General features: G+C 67.7%; 22 protein-coding genes. 10 read left to right on the plus strand and 12 right to left on the minus strand.

Translation table 11 applies throughout. The features are described from left to right. Positions 1 to 103 precede the first annotated feature (103 nt). The 3 genes from ORK51_RS09130 to ORK51_RS09140 all read right to left on the minus strand — a co-directional run bounded on the left by ORK51_RS09130 (position 104) and on the right by ORK51_RS09140 (position 4,569). A complete protein-coding gene (locus ORK51_RS09130) occupies positions 104 to 1,120 on the minus strand; it encodes a 3-oxoacyl-ACP synthase III (RefSeq protein ID WP_019184878.1) in 1,017 nt (338 codons plus the stop codon). Between the two features lie 112 nt (positions 1,121 to 1,232). Further along, entirely contained in the window at positions 1,233 to 1,550 is a 318-nt protein-coding gene (locus ORK51_RS09135) for a DUF4156 domain-containing protein (RefSeq protein WP_046272272.1), read from the minus strand. 127 nt (positions 1,551 to 1,677) lie between these two features. Further along, a complete protein-coding gene (locus ORK51_RS09140; protein WP_266084767.1) occupies positions 1,678 to 4,569 on the minus strand; it encodes a M16 family metallopeptidase in 2,892 nt (963 codons plus the stop codon). 395 nt (positions 4,570 to 4,964) lie between these two features. Here ORK51_RS09140 and ORK51_RS09145 point away from each other — a divergent pair, with 395 nt between their 5' ends. Continuing rightward, positions 4,965 to 5,444: an XAC0231 family protein gene (locus ORK51_RS09145; RefSeq protein ID WP_102788813.1), complete on the plus strand. Its 480-nt coding sequence runs from the start codon at positions 4,965 to 4,967 to the stop codon at positions 5,442 to 5,444. Positions 5,445 to 5,487: 43 nt separating this feature from the next. After that, positions 5,488 to 5,967, plus strand: coding sequence for a tRNA (uridine(34)/cytosine(34)/5-carboxymethylaminomethyluridine(34)-2'-O)-methyltransferase TrmL (gene trmL, locus ORK51_RS09150; RefSeq protein WP_070426379.1), 480 nt, complete (start codon positions 5,488 to 5,490; stop codon positions 5,965 to 5,967). Positions 5,968 to 6,108: 141 nt separating this feature from the next. On the opposite strand, the gene ORK51_RS09155 is transcribed toward trmL, so the two are convergent. Continuing rightward, complete coding sequence (locus ORK51_RS09155; protein ID WP_266084768.1) at positions 6,109 to 7,272, minus strand: acyl-CoA dehydrogenase family protein; 1,164 nt, start codon at positions 7,270 to 7,272, stop codon at positions 6,109 to 6,111. Positions 7,273 to 7,545: 273 nt separating this feature from the next. On the opposite strand from ORK51_RS09155, the gene ORK51_RS09160 reads away from it, so the two are divergent. Further along, complete coding sequence (locus ORK51_RS09160) at positions 7,546 to 9,222, plus strand: electron transfer flavoprotein-ubiquinone oxidoreductase (protein WP_070426377.1); 1,677 nt, start codon at positions 7,546 to 7,548, stop codon at positions 9,220 to 9,222. A 98-nt stretch (positions 9,223 to 9,320) separates the two neighbouring features. Further along, positions 9,321 to 9,710, plus strand: a complete 390-nt coding sequence (locus ORK51_RS09165; protein WP_070474236.1) for a c-type cytochrome — start codon at positions 9,321 to 9,323, stop codon at positions 9,708 to 9,710. A gap of 15 nt (positions 9,711 to 9,725) precedes the next feature. Here the strand turns inward: ORK51_RS09165 and ORK51_RS09170 are convergent, their stop codons facing one another. Next, positions 9,726 to 13,298: an ATP-binding protein gene (locus ORK51_RS09170; protein WP_266084769.1), complete on the minus strand. Its 3,573-nt coding sequence runs from the start codon at positions 13,296 to 13,298 to the stop codon at positions 9,726 to 9,728. A 74-nt stretch (positions 13,299 to 13,372) separates the two neighbouring features. Between ORK51_RS09170 and ORK51_RS09175 the strand changes: the two genes are divergently transcribed. Together ORK51_RS09175 and ORK51_RS09180 are read left to right on the plus strand one after the other, a co-directional pair. Further along, entirely contained in the window at positions 13,373 to 14,011 is a 639-nt protein-coding gene (locus ORK51_RS09175; RefSeq protein ID WP_019184888.1) for a response regulator, read from the plus strand. A gap of 288 nt (positions 14,012 to 14,299) precedes the next feature. Next, positions 14,300 to 14,872, plus strand: a complete 573-nt coding sequence (locus ORK51_RS09180; protein ID WP_019184889.1) for an OmpO family porin — start codon at positions 14,300 to 14,302, stop codon at positions 14,870 to 14,872. 311 nt (positions 14,873 to 15,183) lie between these two features. Here ORK51_RS09180 and ORK51_RS09185 read toward each other — a convergent pair whose 3' ends face one another. The 5 genes from ORK51_RS09185 to ORK51_RS09205 form a co-directional block, all read right to left on the minus strand. Then, complete coding sequence (locus tag ORK51_RS09185; protein ID WP_266084770.1) at positions 15,184 to 16,209, minus strand: NAD(P)H-dependent glycerol-3-phosphate dehydrogenase; 1,026 nt, start codon at positions 16,207 to 16,209, stop codon at positions 15,184 to 15,186. A gap of 20 nt (positions 16,210 to 16,229) precedes the next feature. Next, complete coding sequence (gene secB, locus ORK51_RS09190) at positions 16,230 to 16,745, minus strand: protein-export chaperone SecB (RefSeq protein WP_019184891.1); 516 nt, start codon at positions 16,743 to 16,745, stop codon at positions 16,230 to 16,232. 104 nt (positions 16,746 to 16,849) lie between these two features. Then, on the minus strand, positions 16,850 to 17,287 hold the full coding sequence (locus tag ORK51_RS09195; protein WP_019184892.1) for a rhodanese-like domain-containing protein: 438 nt from the start codon (positions 17,285 to 17,287) through the stop codon (positions 16,850 to 16,852). Between the two features lie 78 nt (positions 17,288 to 17,365). Next, the gene (locus tag ORK51_RS09200; protein WP_019184893.1) at positions 17,366 to 17,800 is read right to left on the minus strand and encodes a hypothetical protein; all 435 of its coding nucleotides are present in this window, start codon (positions 17,798 to 17,800) and stop codon (positions 17,366 to 17,368) included. 30 nt (positions 17,801 to 17,830) lie between these two features. Beyond that, positions 17,831 to 18,301 (minus strand): YiiD C-terminal domain-containing protein, encoded by a 471-nt coding sequence (locus ORK51_RS09205; RefSeq protein ID WP_026070058.1) that lies wholly within the window; start codon positions 18,299 to 18,301, stop codon positions 17,831 to 17,833. Between the two features lie 43 nt (positions 18,302 to 18,344). On the opposite strand from ORK51_RS09205, the gene ORK51_RS09210 reads away from it, so the two are divergent. From ORK51_RS09210 to ORK51_RS09220, 3 genes are all read left to right on the plus strand, one after another. Beyond that, positions 18,345 to 19,121 carry a uroporphyrinogen-III synthase gene (locus ORK51_RS09210; protein WP_083279836.1) on the plus strand — a complete coding sequence of 259 codons (777 nt, stop codon included), beginning with the start codon at positions 18,345 to 18,347 and terminating at the stop codon, positions 19,119 to 19,121. 109 nt (positions 19,122 to 19,230) lie between these two features. Continuing rightward, complete coding sequence (locus ORK51_RS09215; protein ID WP_266084771.1) at positions 19,231 to 20,208, plus strand: hypothetical protein; 978 nt, start codon at positions 19,231 to 19,233, stop codon at positions 20,206 to 20,208. Positions 20,209 to 20,211: 3 nt separating this feature from the next. After that, positions 20,212 to 21,576: a heme biosynthesis protein HemY gene (locus tag ORK51_RS09220; RefSeq protein ID WP_046273862.1), complete on the plus strand. Its 1,365-nt coding sequence runs from the start codon at positions 20,212 to 20,214 to the stop codon at positions 21,574 to 21,576. 227 nt (positions 21,577 to 21,803) lie between these two features. On the opposite strand, the gene ORK51_RS09225 is transcribed toward ORK51_RS09220, so the two are convergent. Beyond that, positions 21,804 to 23,099 carry an acetyl-CoA C-acetyltransferase gene (locus ORK51_RS09225; RefSeq protein WP_026070059.1) on the minus strand — a complete coding sequence of 432 codons (1,296 nt, stop codon included), beginning with the start codon at positions 23,097 to 23,099 and terminating at the stop codon, positions 21,804 to 21,806. A gap of 92 nt (positions 23,100 to 23,191) precedes the next feature. Here ORK51_RS09225 and ORK51_RS09230 point away from each other — a divergent pair, with 92 nt between their 5' ends. Further along, positions 23,192 to 24,079 (plus strand): hypothetical protein, encoded by an 888-nt coding sequence (locus tag ORK51_RS09230; RefSeq protein WP_019184899.1) that lies wholly within the window; start codon positions 23,192 to 23,194, stop codon positions 24,077 to 24,079. Between the two features lie 133 nt (positions 24,080 to 24,212). Here the strand turns inward: ORK51_RS09230 and ORK51_RS09235 are convergent, their stop codons facing one another. After that, positions 24,213 to 24,848: a superoxide dismutase family protein gene (locus ORK51_RS09235; protein WP_046273863.1), complete on the minus strand. Its 636-nt coding sequence runs from the start codon at positions 24,846 to 24,848 to the stop codon at positions 24,213 to 24,215. Positions 24,849 to 24,897: the final 49 nt, after the last annotated feature.

Raw genomic sequence — 24,897 nt, forward strand, 5'->3', positions numbered from 1 at the left:
TCGCACCTGTGAAAAGGGCCGGCAGAACCGGCCCTTGATGTTCAATTCCGGCGCGGCAGACACGGCCCCGGAAGCAACGCCGCAGCAGGCTGCGGCCAATGGATTACCAGACCACTTCGGCCATCGAGCAGTTCAGGCCCGAGCCGATGCCGAGCAGCGCGATGCGATCGCCCTTCTTCAGCTTGCCCAGCTGCTTGAGCTTGCTCAGCACGATCGGCACCGAGGCCGGGCCGATGTTGCCGTGCTCGCCGAAGATCGTCATCACCTTCTTCGGGTCGATCCCGAAGTTCTTGATGAAGGCGGCGGTGTGCGGCTGGCTGACCTGGTGGATCACGAACTGGTCCAGTTCCTCCACGGCCCAGCCCAGTGCTTCGCGGGCGGCGACGAAGGTCTTCTGCGCCAGCTTGATGCCTTCGATCAGCAGCATGCGGGTGTCGGTGACCATGCGATCCAGGTTGCCGCGGCACAGCTGGTTCCACTCGGTCGCCGAGCGGGTCACGCCACCGCGGTAACGCGGGGCATCGGGCACCAGCTCGGTGCGCGCCATGACCATCGCCGCGGCACCGCAGCCCAGCGTCAGGGCGGCCATCTCGTTGCGGAAGTCATCGGCGGTCACGCCCGGCAGGGCCATGCGCTCGAGGGTCTTCTCGTACACCAGGTTGGCGGTTTCACCGTCGACGATCAGCGCGTAGTCGATCTCGCCGCGTTCGAGCATGCGGGCGGCGATGTCCATGCCGTTGATGAAGGCCAGGCAGGCATTGGCGACGTCGAAGGTCATGCATTCGTCGCCGACCCCCAGGTTGCCCGAGACGATGCTGGCCGTGGACGGCTCCAGGTAATCGCGGCTGACCGAGGTGTTGACCAGCAGGCCGATCTTGTCGGCGCCGATCCCGGCGTCTTCCAGGGCTTTGCGGGCGGCCAGCGTGGCGGCGTCGGAGGCCAGCATGTCGGCATCCCACAGACGGCGGGCGTGGATGCCCGCGATATCGCCGAGCACGTCGGTACGGATGCCAAGGCGATCCAGCGTCGGCTTCAGCCGTTCGTTGATTTCCTTGGACGTCAGCGTGTGCGGCGCGTCGATGTGCGCCAGGCCGGCGATCGAGACATTCTTGAAGAGCATCAGTTAGCGCCAAGGCTCAGGCGAAGGGGGCGCTATTGTAAGCCGGCACGGGTTTCACCGCACCTTTACGAATTCACGCCCGGGCGTATGGTCCGGGCGTGGGGTGAAGGGTTCAGCGTGGCGGGCATTGGAAGGCCAGGAAACGCTGGCTGCCATCGGCGGGCAGGCCCGAGGCCTGCACGGCATTGGCACCGGCGCTGGGCGCCTCGTTGCGGGCCAGGGTTTCCAGCTCTTCCTGCACGCGCAGCGGGTTGCGGTTGTAGAAGCCCACCTTGCTCTTCACGGTCACCACCACTTCGCCCTTGCTCTGGCAGCCGCTGGGAACCGCACCGGCCGGCAGCACGCGGACCGTCTTGCCGGAGGATTCGATCGGCACCCAGGTGCAGGCGGAAACGCTGAGGATCAGGGCGGACAGAAGCAGAATGCGCATGGGCAAGGCCTGGCTGGAATACGTAAGGGAGTGTGCGGGAAACAACTGAATCGGGGGTGATCAGGTGCCGGGTGGGTCCCCGGCACCTGAGCGGCTGGCGGGCGCGGTGGCCGGCCAGCGTTGGGCGTCACCGGGCCTTTGGTGCCGCGGCAGCCGGCGTGGCCGGAGTGGCCGGGGCGTCGACCACCTTGCCTTCGGCATCGATGACCTGCACCTGGCCAAGCTTGAGCGCACGCACCGGGGCCTCGGTCTGCTTGAGGTCGCCCACCACTACCCAGGTCAGCGCGTTCGGGTCCAGCGTGGCCGCGGCCTGCTGCACCTGGGCCGGGGTCATCGCTTCGATCTCGGCCTTGCGCTGGACCACGTAATCGTCCGGGCGCTGGTAACGCACGATCCCGCTGATGGTGCCCATCACCGCGCTGGCGGTCTCATAGGCGCCGGGCAGGCTCAGGTTCTGGATGTTGCGGATACGCGCCACTTCGGACGGGGTGGCCGGCTTGGCGCCGCTGGCGAACTCGGCGATTTCCTTCTGCATCTCCTGCATGGCCTCGGCGGTCTTGTCGATCTGCACCGGCGCGCGGGCGCCCCACGGGCGCTGGCCCAGGGTGTTGCTGGCGCTGCTGCCGGCCCCGTAGGACCAGTGCTTCTGCTCACGCAGGTTCATGTTCAGGCGCGAGGTGAAGTCGCCGCCGAGCACGCCGTTGGCGATATCGAAGCGGGTCGAACCCGGGTCCCTGGACGAGGGCACCACCTGGCTGGCGAACAGATTGGCCTGCACCGCGCCCGGCTGGTCGATCAGGTACACGCGGGCATGCGCCGGACGGGCCACATCCACCGGCGCCTTGACCTCCGGCGCCGGACCTTCGGCCTTCCAGTTGCCGAGCTGGCGCTCCAGCAGCGGCACGATTTCCTTCAGCGTGGTGTCACCCACCACGATCAGCGTGCCCTGCTCCGGGCGCAGCCAGTCACGGTGGAAGTCGACCAGGTCTTCGCGGGTCATGGACTGGATGTCCACTTCATTGCCACTGCCGGTGAACGGGATCGCATACGGATGGCCCGCGCCGTACAGCAGGGTCGGCATCACCCGCATCGCCACCGCGCTGGGGTTGACCTTCTCCTGCTGGATGCCGGCGATCCAGGTCGCCTTGACCCGGTCGATCTCGGTCTGGTCGAAGCGCGGCTGGCGCAGCATGTCCGCATACAGGGCCAGCGACGGGGCCAGGTTTTCCTTCAATGCGGACAGGTACACGCTGGTGCTGTCCAGCGAGGCGGAGGCATCGAGCTTGGCGCCCAGTGCATCGGCCGCATCGGCGAACGGCAGCGCGCCGAGCTTGCCGGCCCCTTCGGTGAGCAGGCCCATGGTGAAGTTGGCCGTGCCGGACTTGCGGCCCTGGTCGGCGGTGAAGCCACCCGGGAATTCATAGCTGAACTGCACGACCGGGATGTCATGGCGCTCGGCCAGGATCACCTGGGTGCCGTTCTTGAGCGTGGCGCGGCGCAGTTCGGGGAATTTCAGGTCCGGGAAGGTCTTGGTCTGCGGCACGCCGGTGCTGCGGTCGACCTGCTTGGGCAGCGTGGTGAAGCGCGGATCCACGGCGGGCACGGTGAACGGCTTGGGCGTTTCCGACGGCAGTTCGGCCAGGGCAACGCGCGCGCCCGGCTCGACCACGATGGTGTGATCGCCAACGCCCAGCCACTTGGCGCCGACATCGCGCACCTGCGCGGCCGTGGCCCCATCGATGGTGGCCAGCGACTTGCGGAAGCAGCCCGGGTCACCTTCGTACACGGTGCACTCGGCCAGCGCGTCGGCCTTGCCGCCGAAGCCACCGATGCGCTCGATGCCGCGGATGAAGCCGGCGCGGAAGGCGGTCTTGCCGCGGCTCAGCTCGTCGGCGGTCGGACCGTCCTTGGCCAGGCGCTTCACTTCCTCATCGATGATCGCCTCGACCTTGGCCGGGTCCACGCCCTGCTTGACGCTGGCCATGATCACGAAGTTCGAGCCCAGCTGCGAGCTGTAGGCGCCGGCGCTGATGTTGTCCACCAGCTTGTCCTGGTGCAGCAGGCGCTGGTCCAGGCGCGAGGACTTCGCACCGCCAAGGACCTGCGCGAACAGCTGCAGCTGGTCGATGTCGGTGGTGCCGACCTGGGCGACGTTCCAGGCGCGGTAGATGCGCGCCTGCGGCACCTTGTCGGTCATCACTTCGCGCGTGCTCTTCTCGCGCTTGGCCACGTCCACCTTGGGCTGGGCCATGCTCGGGCCGGCCGGGATGTCGCCGAAGTACTTGGCGACCTTTTCCTTCGCGGTGGCCACGTCGATGTCACCGGCCAGCACCAGCACCGCATTGTTCGGGCCGTACCAGGTGCGGAACCAGGTCTTCACGTCGTCCAGCGAGGCGGCGTTGAGATCGTTCATCGAGCCGATCACGCTGTGGTGGTACGGGTGTCCGGCCGGATACATCGCGCGGGTCAGCTTTTCCCAGACCTGGCCATAGGGCTGGTTCTCGCCCTGGCGCTTCTCGTTCTGGACCACGCCGCGCTGCTCGTCCAGCGCCGCCTGGTCGATCGCCCCGAGCAGATGCCCCATGCGGTCGGACTCCATCCACAGCGCCATGTCCAGCGCGGTGGTTGGCACGTTCTCGAAGTAATTGGTGCGGTCGGTATTGGTGGTGCCGTTCTGGCCGGTCACGCCAACCTGCTTGAAGGGCTCGAAGTATTCGCCGTCGTGGTTCTCGCTGCCCTGGAACATCAGGTGTTCGAACAGGTGCGCGAAGCCGGTGCGGCCGGCGGGTTCGTCCTTGCTGCCCACGTGGTACCAGATGTTCACCGCCACGATCGGCGCCTTGCGGTCGGTGTGCACCACCACGCGCAGGCCATTGGGCAGGGTGAACTGTTCGAACGGAATGTCGACCTTGGCCGCCGTGGCCGGCTTGGCCAGGACCGGTGCCGGCGCGAACGAGCCCAGGGCGGCGGAAAGCGCTACAGCCAGCAGCGCGGCACGCGGTCGAAGTTGGACGGTCATTCCGGTTCCTTGGTCATGAAAGTGAAGCCGGATGCTAGCGCGCCGCCCGGGCAAAAGGCATCGGCCAACAGTCATTGACCTGCCGATGGCGGCGGATCCGCCACGAACCGCACATCCGAGCGTGGCCGCACGCGGCCGGGCGGACGGTCCGCGGCCCTGCGGCGGACACGTGTCCGGACATCGGACACCGCTACTTCGCAAAAAAACCTTTGAAATCAATGCGTAAAAGTTGGCACGCGACCTGCTTGGTACATGGCAAGGGAAACAAGGATCAAACCGAAACTGACTGGATGCTGAACAAAAACAAGAATAGTGAAATTGTTCTTGCACGCCCCGAATCGGTGTACTACCCTACTACCACACCACTGATCACCAACACTAAACAGGACCTCGCCATGAACACCAAGACTCTCGCCATCGCCATCGCCTTTGCCGCCGGTTCCGCGTTTGCTTCGTCGGTGCAGGCCGCCCCCGCCATCGTCACCCTGGACACCGTGCAGGTCCGCCCCTCGGCCGACCAGATCGCCCAGGCCGAGGTTGAGCGCACCAGCGACATCCCGACCCTGGCCGTCGTGGAAGTCCGTCCGACCGCTGGCCTGATCGCCGAGTACCGCGCCGAACTGGCCGCCAACCGCCGCGTCACCACCCTGGCCGCCGTGGAAGTGCGTCCGACCGCCGAACAGCGCCAGGCCCTGGCTGCCGAACAGACCAACGACCGCGGCTACGTCGCCACCTTCACCGCTGCCGCCACTGCCGTGGCCAACGAAGTGATCATCAACCTGCCGACCCTGCAGGTGCGTCCGTCGGCTGCCGACCTGCAGGCCCTGGCCCTGGAAACCGCCGCCGCCGCCGCCACGACCCTGATCCGCCAGTAAGCCGCAGCTGCGGTCTTCCGCAGCCACGGCGTACACTTCGCCGATGACTGCCACGCCCACGTTCCATGTCGTCCTGTTCCAACCCGAAATCCCGCCGAACACCGGCAATGTGATCCGCCTCTGCGCCAACACCGGCGCGCGGCTGCACCTGATCGAGCCGCTCGGTTTCGACCTGAGCGACAAGCAGCTCAAGCGCGCCGGCCTGGACTATCACGAATACGCTCGGCTGCAGGTCCATCCTGATCTGGACACCGCCCTGCAGGTCATTGCGCCCAAGCGCCTGTTCGCGCTGAGTACCCGCGGCAGCGTGCGTTACGACACCCAGCAGTTCGAAGACGGCGATGCCTTCCTGTTCGGCCCGGAAACCCGCGGCCTGCCCCAGGACCTGCTCGACAGCCTGCCCCACGGCCGCCGCCTGCGCCTGCCGATGCGACCGGACAACCGCAGCCTCAACCTGTCCAACACGGTCGCCGTGGTGATGTACGAGGCATGGCGCCAGAACGGGTTTGCCGGCGGGGAATAAGATGCCGTGCCGACCAACGGTCGGCACCTACCGGAGACACAGGCACCTGCCGGCCGTGTAGCACCTGACCGTTGGTGTAGCACTTGACCGTTGGTGTAGCACCTGACCGTTGTGTAGCACCTGACCGTTGGTCAGGTGACCTCAGAACGCATTGATCCCGGTCAGCTCGCGGCCGATCACCAGCTGGTGCACCGTCTCAGTGCCCTCGTAGGTGATCACCGATTCCAGATTGAGTGCATGCCGGATCGCCACGTGCTCGGTGGTGATGCCCGCGCCGCCGAGCAGGTCGCGACATTCGCGCGCGATGTCGATGGCCATGCGGCAGTTGTTCCACTTGGCCAGGCTGACCTGCTGCGGCTGCAGTTGGCCGGCGTCCTTCAGGCGCCCCAGCTGCAGGGCCAGCAGCTGTGCGGTGGTGATCCGCCGCGCCATGTCGGCCAGCTTGATCTGCGCACTCTGCGTGGCCGCCACCGGCCGGCCGAACAGCACCCGCTGCTTGGTATAGCCCAGGGCTTCATCCAGGCAGGCCAGCGCAGCGCCGATCGGACCCCAGCTGATCCCGTAGCGCGCCTGGTTCAAGCAGCCCAGCGGCCCCTTCAGCCCCTGCACGTTCGGCAGGCGGTTGCGGTCGGGCACGCGCACGTTGTCGAAGAACAGCGCACCGGTCAGCGAGGCGCGCAGGCTCATCTTGTGCTTGATCTCCTGCGTGGTGAACCCGGCCATGCCCTTTTCCAGCACGAAGCCCTGGATGCCATCGTCGGTATGCGCCCACACGATCGCGATGTCGGCCACCGGTCCGCTGGTGATCCACATCTTGCTGCCGTTGATCAGCCAGTCACCGCCATCGCGCACCGCGCGGGTCTTCATCGCCGCCGGATCGGAGCCGCCATGCGCCTCGGTAAGCCCGAAGCAGCCGATCACCTTGCCGGTGGCCATGTCCGGCAACCAGCGCAGGCGCTGCTCTTCGCTGCCGTAGGCATGGATGGGGTACATGCACAGCGAGCTCTGCACCGAAACGAAACTGCGCAGGCCCGAATCGCCGCGCTCCAGCTCCTGGCAGATCAAGCCGTAGCTCACCGCATTGAGCCCGCCGCCGCCGTACTGCTCGGGCAGGCTGGAGCCGAGCAGGCCCAGCGCGGCGATCTCGGGAATCAATTCGTCCGGGAAGCGCCCGTCGTCGAACGCATCGCCGATGATCGGCAGCACCCGCGTATCGGTGAATCGCGCCACCGTCGCCTGCACCGCGCGCTCCTCCTCGCTGAGCAGCGAACGGATATCGAACAGATCGAACGGATTCAGTGACATGGCATCCCGGCAGGTGGCGGTGGAACAGGCCCCCATTGTGGTCGTTGTGCGCGAAGCGGCCAAGGGACGGCGGGGCAGCGCGGATGCTGCGCCGCAGCATCCTGGTATCGAACGCGCGGCGACACCGCTGTCATCGTCGGCGATCTAGGCTTAAATGCGCCGTGCCGGTACTCTGGCGCACTGATCCACCGTTTCGCCGTGGTGTGACACGCGCGATTCCCAGGCAACCGCCGCCGTTCAACCCGCGGCACTACCCACGAGTTACGCAGCCCCATGAGCGAAGAAATCAACGTCCTGCCCCCGCGTGAAGTGATGGAATTCGATGTGGTGATCGTCGGTGGCGGTCCCGCTGGCCTGGCCACGGCGATCCGGCTGCGCCAGCGCGCCATCGAGGCCGGCCGCGAGCTGTCGGTGTGCATCCTGGAGAAAGGCTCTGAACCCGGTGCGCACATCCTCTCCGGTGCGGTGATGGATCCGCGGGCACTGAGCGAACTGTTCCCGGACTGGGCCGAGCGCGGCGCACCGCTGAAGCAGAAGGTCACCCGCGACGAATTCCTGTTCCTCAATGAAACCGGCTCGCGCAGCACGCCCAACGCGCTGCTGCCGGAGTGCTTCCACAACGAAGGCAACTACATCGTCAGCCTCGGCGAGGTCACCCGCTGGCTGGCGCAGCAGGCCGAGGCGCTGGAAGTGGCGATCTTCCCCGGCTTCCCCGCGGCGGAGGTGCTGTACAGCGAGGACGGTGCGGTGATCGGCGTGGCCACCGGCGACATGGGCATCGAGAAGAACGGTCAGCCCGGCCCCGCGTTCGAGCGCGGCATGGCGCTGCACGCCAAATACACGATCTTCGCCGAAGGCTCGCGCGGCCATCTCGGCCGCCAGTTGATCGCACGCTTCCAGCTCGATGCCGGCAAGGATCCGCAGGCCTATGGCATCGGCATCAAGGAGCTGTGGCAGATCGATCCGGCCAAGCATGAGCCGGGCCTGGTGGTGCACGCCGCCGGCTGGCCGCTGGACAACGACACCTACGGCGGCGCGTTCCTGTATCACGCCGAGGGCGGCAAGGTCTCGATCGGTTATGTGGTCGGCCTGGATTACAAGAACCCGTGGCTGAGCCCGTTCGAAGAGTTCCAGCGCTTCAAGACACACCCGGACATCCGCAAGCACCTGGAAGGGGGCAAGCGCATCGGCTACGGCGCCCGCGCGATCACCGCCGGTGGGCTGATGTCGCTGCCCAGGACGGTGTTCCCCGGTGGCGCGCTGGTCGGCTGCGAGGCCGGCTATCTCAACGTCAGCCGGATCAAGGGCAGCCATGCCGCGATCAAGACCGGCATGCTCGCCGCCGATGCCGCCTTCGATGCGCTGGTAGCCGATCGCCAGCACGATGAGTTGAGCGCCTATCCGCAGGCGTTCGAGACCAGCTGGCTGCATGCCGAGCTGCAGCAGGCCAAGAACTTCAAGCAGTGGTTCAAGAAGGGCCAGACCGTGGCCACGTTGATGACCGGCATCGAGCAGTGGCTGCTGCCCAAGCTGGGCATCCGCAATCCGCCGTGGACGCTGCGCCACAGCACCCCCGACCATGCCTGCCTGGAGCCAGCCTCCAAGCATGCGAAAATCAACTATCCCAAGCCGGATGGCGTGCTCACCTTCGACCGGCTCAGCTCGGTGTTCCTGAGCAGCACCAACCACGCCGAAGACCAGCCCAGCCACCTGACCCTCAAGGACGCCAGCGTGCCGGTGCGGATCAACCTGGCCGAGTACGCCGGTCCCGAAGCGCGCTACTGCCCGGCTGGCGTGTACGAGTTCGTCGGCAGCGATGGACACGAACAGCTGCAGATCAACGCGCAGAACTGCGTGCACTGCAAGACCTGCGACATCAAGGACCCGACCCAGAACATCGTGTGGGTGACCCCCCAGGGTGGCGGCGGCCCGAACTACTCGGGCATGTGATCGGCATGGCCTGCGACCACCGGTCGCAGGCGATCAGGCGCGGCAGGCATCGCCGCGCTGGCTATCCTGAGCGTCCTGTTGGACGTGACCGTGGCGCCATGGCCCCTGCTTTCCGATCGACGTTGCCGTTACTGGCCTGCCTGCTGCTGGCGGCGTGTTCGCGCACCCCGCAGACGCCGGAGCAGGCCCATCAGCAGGACCTGCAGCGCGCCTTTGCGATCTGTGCCGGTTGCCACACCGTCAGTCCGGGTGGCGTGCATCGGTTCGGCCCGAACCTGCATGGCGTGATCGGCCGCCGTGCCGGCAGCGTCGCCGGCTATCCGTATTCCAACGCGATGCGCGATGCAGGGTTGACCTGGAACGAACAGACCCTCGATGCGTTCCTGCGCTCGCCCACGCAGGCGGTGCCGGGCACGCGCATGGTCAACTCCACCGCTGACCCGGAGCGCCGGCGGCAGGTGATCGAATATCTGCAGCAGCAGCGCTGACCGGCAGGGCGCCGGTCAGGACGCCTGCAGCTGCACCAGATAAGCGCGCAACGCCGCATCGAATGCGCTGACCGCCTCGGCGTGCGCCGCCACGCCTTCGTCGTCGACGCGTTCCATCAGGCTGCGCGCCTGCAGCGCCAGCGCGTCGGCGCCCAGCGTTGCCAGCCCCCCCACCAGCCGATGCAGCACATTCACCAGTGCCGGCCCGGCCTGCGCATCCAGGGCTGCCTGCAGCTTCACCAGATCTTCGGCCGAGGCCGTGCACAGGCTCTCGATCAGCACGCCGGCCACGTGCTCCGAGCCAAACCGGCGCACCAGCGCGGCCCGGTCCGGCGGCGCGTCATCCGCACCCGGTGCCTGCTCCGCGCCGGCCAGGGGGCCATCCCCGTCCGGCAGCCACTGCAGCAGTGCCTGGCGCAAGGCGCCCAGTGCCACCGGTTTGGCCAGCAGATCGTCCATGCCGGCCTCGCGGCAGCGCTGCAGATCGCCCTCCATCGCGCTGGCGGTCAGCGCGATCACCGGCAGCCGGGCACCGCCGCGGTCACGCTCCTGCTCGCGGATGCGGCGGGTCATGGCATAGCCGTCCATGACCGGCATCCGGCAGTCGGTCAGCACCAGGTCGAATCGGGTGCGCGCCAGCAGCGCCAGTGCCTGTTCGCCGTTCTCGGCCAGCACGTGTGGCAGGCCCAGCTGTTGCATGCGCCACCCCATCAGCGCCTGGTTGGTGGGATGGTCCTCCACGATCAGGATGCGCCGCTGCTGCAATGCGGCCGGCAACGGCACCGCCTGCGTGTGTTCTTCGGCGGCACTGGGCTGTTCGTCCACCGGCACCACCGGTACGGTCAGCAGCACCTCCACGCGCGTGCCCTCGCCGGGGACGCTGTGCAGCGTCAGCGTGCCGTGCATCATCGCCACCAGGCGCTGGCAGATGCTCAGCCCCAGCCCCGTGCCACCGTACTGGCGGCTGGTCGCCGCGTCGGCCTGTACAAACGGCGCGAACAGCCGTTCGCGCTGCTCGGGCGAGATGCCGATGCCTGTATCGCGAACGGTCAGGCGCAGCTGCTGCGCGCCGTCGGCATCACCGTCGAGCACCTCCAGCGCGATGCCGACTTCGCCGGCGCGCGTGAACTTGATGGCATTGCTGAGCAGGTTGAATGCGATCTGCCGCAGGCGCATGCCGTCGACCAGGTGCATGGCCGCGAGCGCGTCGTCGATCTGGATCTGCAGCTCCAGCCCCTTGGCCACCGCCTGCGGGGCAAGCAGCTGCTGCACGTTGCCAACCAATGCGCGCAGCGCGACCGGATGCGGTTGCAGGGACAGCGCGCCGGCCTCGATCTTGGAGTAGTCCAGCAGGTCATCGAGGATCTGCCGCAGCATCTGCGCCGAGTCTTCGATCACGCTGATGATGCGGCGCTGCTCGCCATCCAGCGAGGTGTGCGAGAGCACCTCCACCATGCCCAGCACGCCGGACATCGGCGTGCGGATCTCGTGGCTCATCGTGGCCAGGAATTCGGATTTGGCGGCGGTGGCGCGCTCGGCGGCCGCCTTGGCCAGCGCCAGCGCGTCGGCCTGTGCGCGCGCCTCGGTCACATCGATCCAGTAGCCGCTCCACAGCAGCACCCCGTCCTCGGCGTCGTAGGGCAGCGCGCGCGAACGCACCCAGCGCAGCATGCCCCCTGGGCGGGTGCGGAATTCCATGTCCACCGGGGCGAAGTCCCGCGTGGCGCTTTCCAGGGCCTGGCGCACATTGGCGCGATCACGCTCGTCGATGCGCGCGATCAGCGCGCTTTCATCGGCCATCGCCTCGGCCGCGGTGAGCCCGAACAGCGCTTCGGTGTCACCGGCGATGTACGGCAGCGACAACCGGCCATCCCGTTCGCGACGGCCCTGGTAGACGATCGCCGGCAGGTTGTCGGTGACGTCGGCCAGGCGCTGCTCGGCACGGCGGCGCATCGCTACCTCACTGCGCAGGCGCCAGTGCCCCCACCCATGGACGAGCAGTGCGGTCAGCAGCACCAGGGCCAGCGGCACCGCCCAGCGCGCGGTCGCGCGCCAGTCCAGATCGCTGCGGTACTCGGCCGACAACCAGTCGCTGCGGATCGCTTCGTGCTCGCGCGCGCTCATGTTCACCAGCAGGCGGTCGAACGTGGTGGCCAGGGGGGCGTACTGGCGCTTGACCGCCAACGACAGGCGATCGCTGAATCCCGCCGGCGCTGCCACGTGCAGCTGCGCGGGATAGTGATCACGCACGATGCGATCGATGACGGCCAGGTTGCCGATGTACGCATCGGCGTCTCCCTTGGCCAGCCGTGACAGCGCCAGTTCGGCGCTGCGCGCGGGCACGATGCGCGCATTGGGGGCCTGCTGCAGGACATACCCGCGCAACCGTTCCGGATCGGACAGCAGGATGCTGCGGCCATCCAGATCGGGCACGCCCAGCACCGACGCACTGCCACTGGCCGTCACCACGACGTTGGGAACGGTGATGAAGGGCTGGCTGAACACCCAGCCGTCGCCCAGGTAGTTCGAATCGTTGGGGATGCCCATGATCGCGTCGACCTCGCCACGGCGCAGCTGCTCGCGCACATCGAACCAGTCGTGCGCCGGCACCCGCGTGAGCTGCGCCCCTACCGTGCGCAGCAGGCGCAGGTACTCGGCCGAGACACCGCTGGGCCGGTCGGCACTGTCGATGAAGGCCAGCGGTGCCGCGTTCGGCGCGAAGGCCAGGCGCAGGGGGGTGGCCAGGACACGCCTCTCCGCATTGCCCAGGATCACCTGCGACTGCACCGACCATCGCGGGGTCGGGAGCCAGCGCCGTTCCAGGCGCTCGCGCTCGGCCTCGTTGAGCGCGGCCAGGCCCATGTCCAGCGCTTCAGCCAAGGGCTGCTTGGCGTTGGGCACACCAAAGTGCAGCCGCTCCGGTGGCAGGTCGCTGGGGCGCAGCAGGCTGACATCGGTCAGCCGTCGCTCGGCGATCAGGGTCGTGGCCACATACGCGTTGCCGATGTAGACGTCGGCCTCGCCGCTGCCGACCATGGCCAATGCGGCGGTGGTGCTGGCCGCGGTCACGCGCCGGGCGCCGGGAAAGCGCGAGCGTACTTCGTCGCTGGTGACGAACTCACGCTCGGTGACCACGCGCAGGCCGCGCAGGTCAGGATCAGACGATGCCCGGGTTTCGCCGGGGCGGCCCACCAGCGCCAGTGGCGCCCGGGCGTAGGGGCGGGTGTAGACCATGCAGCGCGTGCGATCGGCAGTGAGCGTGATGTTCATCACCACATCGACTTCGCCCCGGCATGCCGCCTCCAGGACCTCGGTCCAGTCGCGATACATCCGCACCTGCACCTGCACTCCCAGCTGCCGGGTCAGCAGGCTGAGGTAGTCGTAGCCGAGGCCGACCGGCTTGCCGTTCTGCATGGACTCGAACGGCGGCCAACCGCTGTCGTACATGCCCAGGATGATGGTAGGGTGCCTGCCAAGCCACTCGCTCTGGTGGGGGGGCAAGGGAGGTGACGCAGCTGCGGATACCTGCATGCCCGTCGCCATCGCGAGCACGAACAGAACCAGCCAGCGAATGACGTGGGTACGCATGCTGCCTGATCTCCGTAGAATGACATCCCCATCCCGGCACGGCCCGACGGCTGCCTCACAGGCAATACTAGTCCATGACCCTGCGCATTATCATCGCCGATGACCATCCGGTCGTACGGATCGGCACGAAGGCCGTGATCGAGTCCAGCGGCGTTGGCCAGGTGGTGGCCGAGGCCAGTACCGTGGCCGAGCTGATGACCGTACTGGGCGACCACGAGTGCGATGTGCTGGTCACCGATTACTCCATGCCCGGCGGCGCGCAGGCCGATGGCTTCGCGATGATCGCCATGATCCGCCGGCGTTTTCCCGAGCTGCCGGTGCTGATGCTCAGCGTGTCCAACAACCTGGCGATCCTGCGCATGGTGGTCGCGACCGGCGTGCTTGGCCTGGTCGACAAGACCTCCTCGATGGATGAGCTGCCGCTGGCGATCCAGACCGTGCAGCGCGGCGTGCCCTACGTCAGCCTGTCGCTGAAGGAACGCATTGACGCAATCGGCACGGAGAGTGTCGAGGAAGGCGGAGCCCGTCCCTTGTCGCCACGCGAAGTGGAAGTGCTGCGGCTGCTCGGCAGCGGCATGACGGTCAAGGAGATCGCCCTCCATCTGCACAAGAGCGTCAGCACCATCAGCCGCCAGAAAGGCGATGCGATGTTGAAGCTCGGGCTGAAGGGCGACGCCGAGCTGTTCGACTACCTTCGCGACGGCGAACGCTGATCCCGGTCCGCCTGCGGACGCGCGCTCTTTTTTCTTCGATACGCATGCGATGCACGTCATCGCGATGGTGTCCTGTCGTGTGTGCGCGTTACGCATGAGACGGAGTGCGCGTGCGTAGCAGATAGCGAACGAAGAGTTCCCGATATCGCCGCTTCATTTATGTACTGCTCAGTTTGATATTCAGGGCTAATTCGGGTGACTAACGGATAATTCACACCTGTCGCCAGCAGCGATTCCCCCTCCCTCTGCTGGCGGACAAAACCAAAAAATAAAAAGGTGTTCCCGAAAATGAAGACTTCCCTGCTTGCTCTGGGTCTGCTCGCTGCACTGCCGTTCGCTGCGTCGGCAACCGACGGCCTGTCGTACAACTACGTCGAAGGCGGCTACGTGAACACCGATGCCAAGGGCGGCGACGCCGATGGCTGGGCGGTGAAGGGCTCGGTCGCCGTGGCGCCGAACTTCCATGTCTTCGGTGACTACAACGCGCAGGAAACCAAGCGCGGCAGCAACGACGTCGACCAGTGGCGCGTCGGTGTGGGCTACAACTACGGCATCGCCCCGACCACCGATCTGGTCGCCCGCGTTGCTTACCAGAAGTTCGACCCGAAGCACGGCCCGGACTTCAACGGCTACTCCACCGAAGTCGGCGTGCGCAGCGCGTTCACCCCGAACTTCGAAGGCTACGTAATGGCCGGTTACGAGGATTACAGCAAGAAGCACGGCATCAATCCGGACGGCGAGTTCTACGGCCGCGTCGGCGCCCAGGCCAAGCTCAACCAGAACTGGGGCCTGGCCGGCGAAGTGAAGCTGGCCAAGGGCGGCGACAAGGAATGGTTCGTTGGTCCGCGCTTCACCTGGTAATACGCGTTACGCAACACCGCGGTACGTTGTTGGATGGCGCGGTCTCTCTCCCCTGCGCCATGAAGCCCGGCTCACGCCGGGCTTCACTTTTACAGCAGCCGACCAGCGGTCGGCTCTACCTGCACGGCCGTCGCGATTTTTTTTGCGGTTGGCATGGCGACACCCTCGTCGGTACGCCACGAAACAACCCGGCCACGTGCCGGGTTGTTTCGTTCTGGCTGTCCCAGCGCCGGACCCGTCCGCCGTCGCGCCTGAAAAGGATGGACGAAGACCCAAAAAAAACCCCGGCATCTGCCGGGGTTCTGGGTGCCTCACTTGAACAGCGTGTCCGGATACTCCGGCTTCTGCTCGCGTGCCAACAACGCACGCAATCCTTCTTCGGGGGTCTGCTCACCGTGCAGCACGGCGCGCACCCGGTCGGAGATGGGCAGGTCGATGCCATGACGCCGCGCCTGGCGCATCACTTCATCGGCGGTCTGCACCGATTCCACCACCTGGCCGATCTCGCGCACCGCATCCTGCAGCGTCTGCCCACGGCCCAGGGCCAGGCCCAGCCGACGGTTGCGCGAGAGGTCGCCGGTGCAGGTCAGCACCAGATCGCCCAGGCCGGCCAGCCCCATCAGGGTCTCCGGCTTGGCACCGATCGCCGCGGCGAGCCGCAGCATTTCGTTGAGGCCACGGGTGATCAGGCCGGCACGGGCGTTGAGGCCCAGCTGCATGCCATCGGCAACGCCGGTGGCCACGGCCAGCACGTTCTTCATCGCGCCGCCGAGCTCGGCACCGACCATGTCATCGCCGGTGTAGGCGCGGAACGCCGGGCCGTGCATGGCATCGGCCACCTGCTGGGCGAAGTCCGACGCGTCACCGTGGACGGTGATCGCGGTCGGCAGGCCCTGGGTGACTTCCTTGGCGAACGACGGGCCGGTCACCACGGCCAGCGGCACGTCCGGCCCGAGGACCTCACGCGCCACTTCGTGCAGGAACCGACCGGAGCCGGGTTCGAAGCCCTTGGTCGCCCACGCCACGCCGGCATCAGCCGGGCGCAGCGGCGCCAGTGCACGCACGGTTTCACCGAAGGCGTGCGACGGCACCACCACCAGGATCCAGGCGGCGTCCTTGACGGCAGCGGCCAGGTCGGTGGTCGCGCGCAGCGACTCGGGCAGCGGAATGCCCGGCAGATAACGGGTGTTCTCGTGGCGCTGGTCGATGGCCTCGACCATCGCCGCATCGCGCCCCCACAGCACGGTCGGGTGACCGTGCCGCGCGAGCAGGCTGGCCAGGGCAGTGCCCCAGGAGCCGGCGCCGAGAACCGCGATTTTGTCTGCGTGGTTGCTCATCCGTACGACTGCAGCGCCGATCAGGCGTTGCCGGCCGGCTCGGAATCGGCGAGCGAGGTCTCGCCCTGTTCCTGGCGCTGGCGCAGGGTTTCGGCGTAGAGGCCTTCGAAGTTGATCGGCTGCAGGAAGAACGGCGGGAAGCCACCGGCCTGGATCAGCTCGCTCACCAGCGAACGCACGTACGGGAACAGGATGTTCGGGCACTGGGTGCCGAGCAGCACGTCGATCGACTGCGGGTCCAGGCCCACCAGGCCGAACACGCCGGCCTGCTGCACTTCGGCCACATAGGCGGTCTTCTCGCCGGCCTTGCAGGTCAGGGTCACGGCCAGCACGACTTCGAAGGCGCTCTCGCCCAGGCGCTGCACGCGCTGGTTCAGGTTGAGCTGCAGTTCCGGCTGCACGGCGTCATTGAAGACGGCCGGAGCGTTCGGCGATTCGAACGAAACGTCCTTGACGTAGATCTTCTCGACGGTGAACGAGGGACCGGTGGCGGCGTCGACCGGCGCGACGGCGCCGTTGGTGTTCTCTTCGGACATTTCCTGTTGCTCCAAAAATGAATGCTGTAAAAACGGATTGTTACATGCCCTGCGATGGGGGCGCTGTGCGCCGCGTACAAGGCGTGCGCTGCAATCCGACGGGATCAGTTGCGGCCCTTGACCAGCGGCAGCTCGGCCTGCTGCCACGCCGGGATGCCGCCATCGAGCACGTTGACCTGGGTGAAACCCGCCTTCTTCAAGGCCTTGGCGGCCGTCTCGGAGGCGTTGCCGCTGCGGCAGACCAGCACGACCGGGCTCTGCTGGGCCTTGGCGACCAGTTTGTGCTCCGGACCGAACTGGCTCGGCTGCACATTGCGGCTGCCGGCGATATGGCCCTTCTCGAAATCGCTGCTCGAGGACAGATCGACCACGATGGCGCCACCGGCGTTCATCAGCTGGGTCAGTTCCGCCGGCTTGAGCGATTTGAAGCCACGGAACAGACGGCGGACTTCGGTCACGATGATGGCCACGGTCAGGCCGACCAGGGCCATCGACAACATCGGGTTTCGGCCGGCAAAGGCCAGCAACTCTTCGTAATTCACTAAGATCACGGGTCGATAAGCGGGCGCCGATTGTCGCACATGCGGGCGAATCGGCGTCCAGCCCCGTGTGGGCGGGCGTCAGCGGTCCTGCCAGAGGTCGGGCAGCCCGTTGGCCTGGAGCCAGCGCTTGTCTTCGGCGTCCCAGCGCCAGATCTCCCGCACCCGCACCGTGCGCTCGGCCTGTGTGTTGTTGTTGATCACCCGCACCTCGGCGGTGCGCCCCACCCGGCCATCGGGCATGGGCACGTTGTCGCTGGCGCGATAGCTGGAGATCTTCACCTGCTCGAAGCGGCGCAGTTCCAGGTCGGTCAGCGGGTGGACCCGGGTGTATTCCGGGTCCAGGTACGGCAACGCGTCTTCAACGGTGCCCCAGCGCATCGTGGCGTCGTACTTGATCTGGGTTTCCTCCAGATCCTTGCGCTGCTTCCGGGTGGTTTTCTGCTCGGCGGCCAGGGCACTCACGCTGGTCAGCGCGAGCAATGCCAGCAGCAGGATCTGAAGCGTACGACGCATGCGAATTCCCCAATAGGCAAGGCGCCCATCCTACCGCCTGGCGAAGGCCACGAAACGGCCGCTCAGTTCAGCGGCGGCCTTGTCGCCCTCGCCCGGCTGCCGGGCGGTGAGGCTGATGCGGGCCTTGCCGCGCTGGGCGAAGGTGGCCAGGAAGCTGTCCCAGTCGGTTTCCGCATCGGCCTGGGCCTGCGCATGCAGATCGCCGTAGACCGGCGCCAGGTAGCGGATGTGGCTGTCGGCCACGTAGACATCGGCATCGAACCCGGCCAGGCGCAGCCGCAGCGTCACCAGGGCCCAGCCGGACAGGGTCAGCGCCGAGGCCAGGCTGCCACCGAAGGCGTTGCCCTTGTCATTGACGTTGGCCGCCAGCGGGGCATGGATGTGCAGGACGCCGTCGCGATAGTCGTGGACACGGATCTGCATGGCCGCCACCGGCGGCATGGCATCCAGGACATGCTGCAGCGCGGACAACTGCGCCGGCAGGGAATCGGTTGCGGACATCTGGTTGATCACGTCACATCGAAGGGCTCGCATAATGCCCGCAATGAACACCGAAACGAAAGTCGCGCCCTGGACCCTGATCTCGCTGCGCCCGCGTGGCCAGCATGCGCCGCTGCGGCGTGCGGCCGCTGCCGCCGGGGCGCGCGTCATCGCGCTCTCGCCGTGGGCGCTGCAGGCCTGCGCTGATACGGCCACGCGCGCCGCGCTGGAGGCCGCGCTGGCGGCCGAGCGGGTGGTCTTCAGCAGCCCGGCGGCGGTTAAGGCGGCCGCGCGCCTGGTGGACCTGGCCGCGCCCCACCCGGGGCAGTGGCTTGCGGTGGGCGCCGGCACGGCGGCGGCGTTGGACCGGCAGGGCGCACAGGGCGTCGCCGCGCCGGCGCGAATGGACAGCGAGGGCCTGCTCGCGTTGCCGGCCCTGGCGGATCTGCATGGCCTGCGCGCCGGCCTGGTGACCGCGCCCGGCGGGCGCGGGGTGATCGCGCAGACCCTGGAGCAACGCGGTGCCCGGCTGCTGCGGGCCAACGTCTATGTCCGCCGTGCGCTGCCCCTTGCGCCGCGCATGCTGCAGCGGCTGCGGCACGCGGCCACGCCGTGGGTGCTGGCACTGAGCAGCGGCGAGGCACTGACCCTGCTGCTGGCGCAGTTGCCGGACGATCTGCAGGCCCCCCTGCGCGAGGCCCTCGTGGTGGCCGCCAGCGAGCGGCTGGCCGCGCAGGCGCGCGCGGTCGGCTTCGGGCAGGTGCAGCTGGCGGCAGGGCCGTTGCCTTCGCAGCTGGTTGCCGCTGCACACGCCGCGCTCATCCCGCCCGCATCTTCCTGAACAGGGCGCCGGAGCGGCCTTGCAGGCGGCTCGGGCGGCGGGCGATGCTGTGCGCCACGTCGCTCGCCAGCCAAGCGGATTGCCCGGCGCGCGCGACAAGGATGCCCGTATGAATGACCCTGTTTCGCCTTCCTCTCCGCGCCGCCCCCTGCGCTGGATCGTGCCGGTCACGGCGTTGGCCGTGCTGGCCGGCGGCGGTGCCTGGGGCTGGACGCAGTGGCAGTCGCGACAGGCGCAGGAGCGTGTGCGCGAGGAGAATGCCCAGTTGCAGGTGCAGGGCTTGGTGGACAGTGTCGAGGCGCTGCGCCGCGATCAGCGCTCGACCTCCCAGCGCGTGCAGGACGCCGCCGCGACCAACCGGGTGCTGCGCGATGAAATGCTCGGCCTGAGCCAGCGCAACGCCCTGCTTGAAGAGAACCTGGCCAAGCTGGCCGACAGCACCCGCCACGGTGCCCAGGCGCTGCAGCTGGAAGAGGCCGAGCTGTTGCTGAGCCAGGCCGGCCAGCGGCTGGCCTATGCCGATGACGCCGACGGCGCCAAACGCCTGTACGCCTTGGCGGCCGCCTCGTTGGACGATGTGCAGGGCAGCGAGTATCTGAACCTGCGGCAGGCGCTGATGCAGGAGCGCAATGCCGTGGATGCACTGGGCCCCGGGGTGCGCGCGCAGACCCAGGCACGGCTGGGTCGGTTTGCCCAGGCGCTGACCGCGCTGCCCGAGCAGATCGACGCCCCGGCCGATACCGCCGTTGGCGGCCCCTGGTGGCACCAGGTGCTGGCACCGTTCGTGACCATCACCCCCACCCGCCTGCAGGGCCCGTTGACCGAGGCCGAGCGGGTGGCCGCGTGGGACTCGCTGCAGCTGGAACTGACCCTGGCGCGGGCCGCGGTGGAGCGCGGCGATCAACCCGGCTACGTGCAGGCGCTGGACCGCGTGGCGCTGTGGCTGCCGCGGCTGTGGCCGGATTCACCTGCTCTGCGCGAGCAACGTGCTGAACTGCATCAACTACGCGCCTGCGAGCTGCGTCCATCGCTGCCCGAACTGGGCAGCACCCTGCAGCAACTGCGCTCGATGCGTAACGGGAGGTAATCGATGAAGCCCTTTCAATCTCTGGTGGTCCTGCTCTTGGCCGTCGCCCTGGGCGTGATCGCCTCACAGTGGCTCGGCACCGAACAGCTGCGGCAGTTCGGCGAAGTGATCTACCGCTACGGCGGCACCGACTACCGCTCCACCGTGCCGCAGGTCGCCCTGATGGTGCTGGTGGGTCTGCTGGTGCTGTGGCTGCTGTGGAGCCTGCTGGCCTCGCCGTTCCGCGCCTGGGGCCGCTACCGCCGCAAGCAGGGTCGTGCGCGCCTGACCGAGGGCCTGCAGGCCCATGAACAAGGCCACTGGCAGCGTGCGGAAAAGCTGTTGACCAGCGCCGCCGAAGACAAGGAAGTGAGTGCTGTCGCCTTGGTCACTGCGGTGCGCAGCGCGCAGGCGCGCGACGACGACGCCGCGGTCAACCAGTATCTGCAGCGCCTGGCCGCCGAAGACGCTACCAGCCATGCCCTGCTGCAGGCCGAACGTTTGCTGGCACAGGAGCGTCCGGTGGATGCGATCAACGTGCTCGACATCGCCGCGATCCAGCCGCTGCCGCCGCGCGGCCTGTGGCTGCGCACCGAGGCACTGGCCCGTGCCGATCGCGCGCATGAGGCGTACGGGCAGCTGGGCGCGCTGCGCAAGCAGAAGGTGCTGCCGGACACCGCCGTGGCCGAACTGGAAATCCGCCTGGCGGCCCAGTCGCTGCTGGAGGCCGGTGATGTCAACGCACTGGCCGCGCAGTGGGAGGCCACGCCGAAGGCCCTGCGCAGCGATCCGGACGTGGTTTCGGCCTATGCCCTGCGGGCGGTTGCCCTGGACTGGGACGAACCGGCCCTGCTGAACCTGGAGCAGGCGCTGGACACGCGCTGGGACGAATCGGTGGTGACGCTCTACGGCCAGATGCCGGTGGAGAAGCTGGCCACGCGCCAGGCCAACCTGCAGCGCTGGTTGACCACCCAGCCCTCCAGCCCGGCCTTGCTGCTGGCGCTGGGCCGCATTGCCGCCCGCCAGCGCCAGCACACCCTGGCCGAGGATTACCTGCACCGCGCGATTGCCGCTGGTGCCGGCCCGGCCGCGTGGGAAGCCTTGGGCGAGCTGTTCCTGGAACGCGGCGAAACCGCGCTGGCCTCGCAGTGCTTCGCCAATGCGCTGCGCCAGCAGCGCGGCGATGACAGCGTGGCGCTGGCCCGTGCCGCGACCGCGACGCCGCTGGACCCGATCGTGCCCGAGCGCGCCACCGTCGAAGAGCAATCGCTGATGGGTGAACCGGCGCCGGTGCACGATCGCCTGCACGTGGAGCAGGGCCGCATGCACGCCGAGGAAGATCGCCTGCACGTGGAACGCGACGCGTTCGGCAACCCGCGCCTGCCGTAACAGCGGCGTGGTTCCCGGTGGTGCCGGCCGCTGGCCGGCAACGCGGGGTCCCTGAGAATGCGGCGTCCCGGAGAATGAGGGTTCCCCGCAAAGGCAGGCTCCCCGAAACGGTATGGAGGAGCCGGCCAGCGGCCGGCACGACCAGAGCCGACTGGTGTACGCCTCCGCCGGATACAAAAAAGAAGGCCGCCCTTGGGCGGCCTTCTTCGTTCCATGCAGCGGGGCGATCAGCGCTCGACGATCGCCACCACGCCCATGCCGCCGGCGGTGCAGATCGAGACCAGCGCGCGGCCACCGCCGCGTTCGGCCAGCTGCTTGGCCGCCGTGGCGATCACGCGGGCGCCGGTGGCGGCGAACGGGTGGCCGGTGGCCAGCGAGGAGCCCAGCGGATTTATCTTGGCCGGATCGATCTTGCCCAGCGGCGCCTCCAGGCCCAGCCGGTTGCGGCAGTAGTCTTCGCTTTCCCACGCGCGCAACGTGCACAGCACCTGTGCAGCGAAGGCCTCGTGGATTTCGTAGAGATCGAAATCCTGCAGGGTCAGGCCATTGCGCTTGAGCATCTCCGGCACCGCGATGGTCGGCGCCATCAGCAGGCCTTCGCCGTGTACGAAATCAACGGCCGCCACCTGCGAATCACGCAGGTACGCCAGCGGCTCATGGCCATGCGCGCGCGCCCACTCTTCGCTGGCCAGCAGCACCGCCGAGGCGCCGTCGGTGAGCGGGGTGGAGTTGGCGGCGGTCAGCGTGCCGCGGCCGGAGACCTTGTCGAAGGCCGGCTTCAGCGTGGCCAGTTTTTCCAGCGAGGTATCGGCGCGCAGGATGTTGTCGCGCTCCACGCCGCGGAACGGCGCGATCAGGTCGTTGAAGAACCCGCGCTCGTAGGCGGCGGCCAGCTTCTTGTGCGAGGACACCGCCCACTCATCCTGCGAGTCGCGGGAGATGTTCCACTCCTTGGCCATGTCTTCGCAGTGGTCGCCCATGCTCTTGCCGGTACGCGGCTCGGCCACGCCCGGGAATTCCGGCTTGAGTTCACTCAGCTTGAAGCCGCGGGTCAGTGCCTTGAGCTTGTCGCCGGTGCTCTTGGCGCGGTTGGCCGCCAGCAGGCGCGCACGCAGCTTCTTGCCGTAGACGATCGGCACATCGGAGGTGGTGTCCGAGCCGCCACCGATGCCCGAGTCGATCTGGCCCAGCGCGATCTTGTTGGCCACCGCGATGATGGTATCCAGCGAGGTGCCGCAGGCACGCTGCATGGTGATGCCCGGGGTCAGCGGGGACAGGCCCGAGGACAGCGTGGCTTCGCGGCCCAGGTTCCAGTCGCTGGAGTGCTTGATCACCGCGCCCATCGCCACTTCGCCCAGCTGCTGGCCATGCAGGCCGAAGCGCTCGACCAGCGCACCGAGTGTGCGCACCGACATACCGAGATTGCCGACGTCCGAATAAGCCGTGTTCTGGCGACAGAACGGAATGCGGACGCCGCCGAGGATGGCGACGGGACGGGCGTTGGGCATGGAGATACCTGGCATGGGAGGGGTGTCTGCAACATGGCCTGCACGAAGGAGCAGGCATAATGGGGCCAAGTGTAGCTGCCGCCCTGTGATGGGCCAACCGTGAAACCATGAGCAAACCCGACCACGGCATGAATGCCATTGGCGTACTGGCATTGGAACTGGCCGGCGGCGACGCCCCGCGCCATGCCGCGCTGTCCTCCGAACAGGCTGGTGAACTGGCCGAACGCGTCGGCCGCGATCTGGCCAAGCTGGTGCCCGGCGTCAGCGGGCTGGACTTCGTGTTCGCCGGCGCCCACTTCGATCCGGCGGAAATCCTGCGTCCGGGCTGGCCGGTGCACCGGCGCCTGGAAGAACTGCAGATGCGCGCCCCGGGCCGCAACCAGGGCCCGCGCGTGCTGGCCTTTGGTGCCGGCGCCGATGGCGACGTACCGCTGCCGTTCCAGGCTGATGCCAGCCTCACCGGCGGCGGCCTGCGGGTCGTCCCGTTCCTGCTGACGGGCACTGAAGTCGCCCAGACCCAGGCCGTGGCCGAGGCGCTGGAAGACGTGCTGCTGGCCCAGGGCATGGCGCAGGCCGATACCGCGCTGCAGGCCCAGAACGCCTTCGGCGCGCAGATCGAACACGCGCGCTATTTCACGGTGAATGATCTCGCCGCGATGATGTCGATGCAGTACGACAACCAGGGCCTGGCGATTCTGTGGCCGCTGATCGAAACCGCACTGATGGCACCGCACGTGGAAGAGTGGCTGGATGCCGCGCCGGAGCCGCTGCTTCGATACGCTGACGGCGAAGTGCGTATGGCGCTGTTCGATCCCGCCGGCTGGTGCGCGTACTACAACCACGGCACCGGCGACTGTGATCGCTTGCAGGGCATCTACGATCAGTACCTGATCCGCCAGCGGCAGATGGCCGCCGTGCTGGAAGCGCACGGCCTGCCGGTGCTGTTCGTACATTGCGAAGCCGGGCAGGACGCGCGCGAGCTGCTGGCCCGCTGACGGTAGTGCCGGCCGCTGGCCGGCTCCTCGGGAAAATCGATATCGCTCATGGCAGCCACGCATGGCGTGGCTCGACCAACGTTCAAAAAAAACGCCGGCGTTCGCCGGCGTTTTTCGTCAGATACGGCCCGGGTTACGGGGCCGCTTTGATCACCGCGCAGGCCAGGCGTGCGCCGGCATTGCCGGTCGGCTGGGTCTTGTAGTCGTCCGCGTCGGCATGGACGATCAGGCCGCGGCCAATGATGTCGAAATCATCGCCCTTGCCGATGTTGACGTTGGTCGAGACCGGGGCGTCGACCACGGCGTTGCCCTGGGCATCAGCCTTGATGTTGGGCATGTCGCCACCGTGATGCGGTTCGCTGGCGACGCTGCCATGGTCTTCCTTGCCCGGATTGAAGTGGCCACCGGCGCTGGCGCCGTCCGGCGCGCTGCAATCGCCCTTCTCATGGATGTGGAAGCCGTGCTCGCTGTTCGGCTTCAGGCCGCTGACCTGGCCTTTCACATGAACCTTGCCGTCAACGATGCTGAAGGTCACGTTGCCTTTGACGTCATTGCCCTGGGTCGGCGCAAGGTCGGCACTGGCAGTGTGGTTGGCATGGGCCTCACTGGTCATCGCCGGCGGTGCCTCGGGGGTCGCTTCGGCCGTCGGCTGGGACGCGGTGGCTTCGGCAGCCGGCGTGGCTTCCGGGGTGGTGTCGGCCGGCTTGTTGCAGGCGGTCAGGCCGAGCGCGGCAATGGCCGCGAACAGCGTGGTGTGGATCAGGCGCATGTGGATCTCCTTGCGGGTAGCGTTGGAAGAAACGGCGTCGTGGGACGGC

Source organism: Stenotrophomonas sp. RIT-551 (genome assembly GCF_026241915.1).
Lineage (GTDB): Bacteria > Pseudomonadota > Gammaproteobacteria > Xanthomonadales > Xanthomonadaceae > Stenotrophomonas > Stenotrophomonas bentonitica_A.

Excerpts from the sequence above, each read along its gene's own strand:
- ORK51_RS09130 (WP_019184878.1), bottom strand. The coding sequence starts at position 1,120 with ATGCTCTTCAAGAATGTCTCGATCGCCGGCCTGGCGCACATCGACGCG.
- ORK51_RS09135 (WP_046272272.1), bottom strand. The coding sequence starts at position 1,550 with ATGCGCATTCTGCTTCTGTCCGCCCTGATCCTCAGCGTTTCCGCCTGC.
- ORK51_RS09140 (WP_266084767.1), bottom strand. The coding sequence starts at position 4,569 with ATGACCGTCCAACTTCGACCGCGTGCCGCGCTGCTGGCTGTAGCGCTT.
- ORK51_RS09145 (WP_102788813.1), top strand. The coding sequence starts at position 4,965 with ATGAACACCAAGACTCTCGCCATCGCCATCGCCTTTGCCGCCGGTTCC.
- trmL (WP_070426379.1), top strand. The coding sequence starts at position 5,488 with ATGACTGCCACGCCCACGTTCCATGTCGTCCTGTTCCAACCCGAAATC.
- ORK51_RS09155 (WP_266084768.1), bottom strand. The coding sequence starts at position 7,272 with ATGTCACTGAATCCGTTCGATCTGTTCGATATCCGTTCGCTGCTCAGC.
- ORK51_RS09160 (WP_070426377.1), top strand. The coding sequence starts at position 7,546 with ATGAGCGAAGAAATCAACGTCCTGCCCCCGCGTGAAGTGATGGAATTC.
- ORK51_RS09165 (WP_070474236.1), top strand. The coding sequence starts at position 9,321 with ATGGCCCCTGCTTTCCGATCGACGTTGCCGTTACTGGCCTGCCTGCTG.
- ORK51_RS09170 (WP_266084769.1), bottom strand. The coding sequence starts at position 13,298 with ATGCGTACCCACGTCATTCGCTGGCTGGTTCTGTTCGTGCTCGCGATG.
- ORK51_RS09175 (WP_019184888.1), top strand. The coding sequence starts at position 13,373 with ATGACCCTGCGCATTATCATCGCCGATGACCATCCGGTCGTACGGATC.
- ORK51_RS09180 (WP_019184889.1), top strand. The coding sequence starts at position 14,300 with ATGAAGACTTCCCTGCTTGCTCTGGGTCTGCTCGCTGCACTGCCGTTC.
- ORK51_RS09185 (WP_266084770.1), bottom strand. The coding sequence starts at position 16,209 with ATGAGCAACCACGCAGACAAAATCGCGGTTCTCGGCGCCGGCTCCTGG.
- secB (WP_019184891.1), bottom strand. The coding sequence starts at position 16,745 with ATGTCCGAAGAGAACACCAACGGCGCCGTCGCGCCGGTCGACGCCGCC.
- ORK51_RS09200 (WP_019184893.1), bottom strand. The coding sequence starts at position 17,800 with ATGCGTCGTACGCTTCAGATCCTGCTGCTGGCATTGCTCGCGCTGACC.
- ORK51_RS09205 (WP_026070058.1), bottom strand. The coding sequence starts at position 18,301 with ATGTCCGCAACCGATTCCCTGCCGGCGCAGTTGTCCGCGCTGCAGCAT.
- ORK51_RS09210 (WP_083279836.1), top strand. The coding sequence starts at position 18,345 with ATGAACACCGAAACGAAAGTCGCGCCCTGGACCCTGATCTCGCTGCGC.
- ORK51_RS09215 (WP_266084771.1), top strand. The coding sequence starts at position 19,231 with ATGAATGACCCTGTTTCGCCTTCCTCTCCGCGCCGCCCCCTGCGCTGG.
- ORK51_RS09220 (WP_046273862.1), top strand. The coding sequence starts at position 20,212 with ATGAAGCCCTTTCAATCTCTGGTGGTCCTGCTCTTGGCCGTCGCCCTG.
- ORK51_RS09225 (WP_026070059.1), bottom strand. The coding sequence starts at position 23,099 with ATGCCAGGTATCTCCATGCCCAACGCCCGTCCCGTCGCCATCCTCGGC.
- ORK51_RS09230 (WP_019184899.1), top strand. The coding sequence starts at position 23,192 with ATGAGCAAACCCGACCACGGCATGAATGCCATTGGCGTACTGGCATTG.
- ORK51_RS09235 (WP_046273863.1), bottom strand. The coding sequence starts at position 24,848 with ATGCGCCTGATCCACACCACGCTGTTCGCGGCCATTGCCGCGCTCGGC.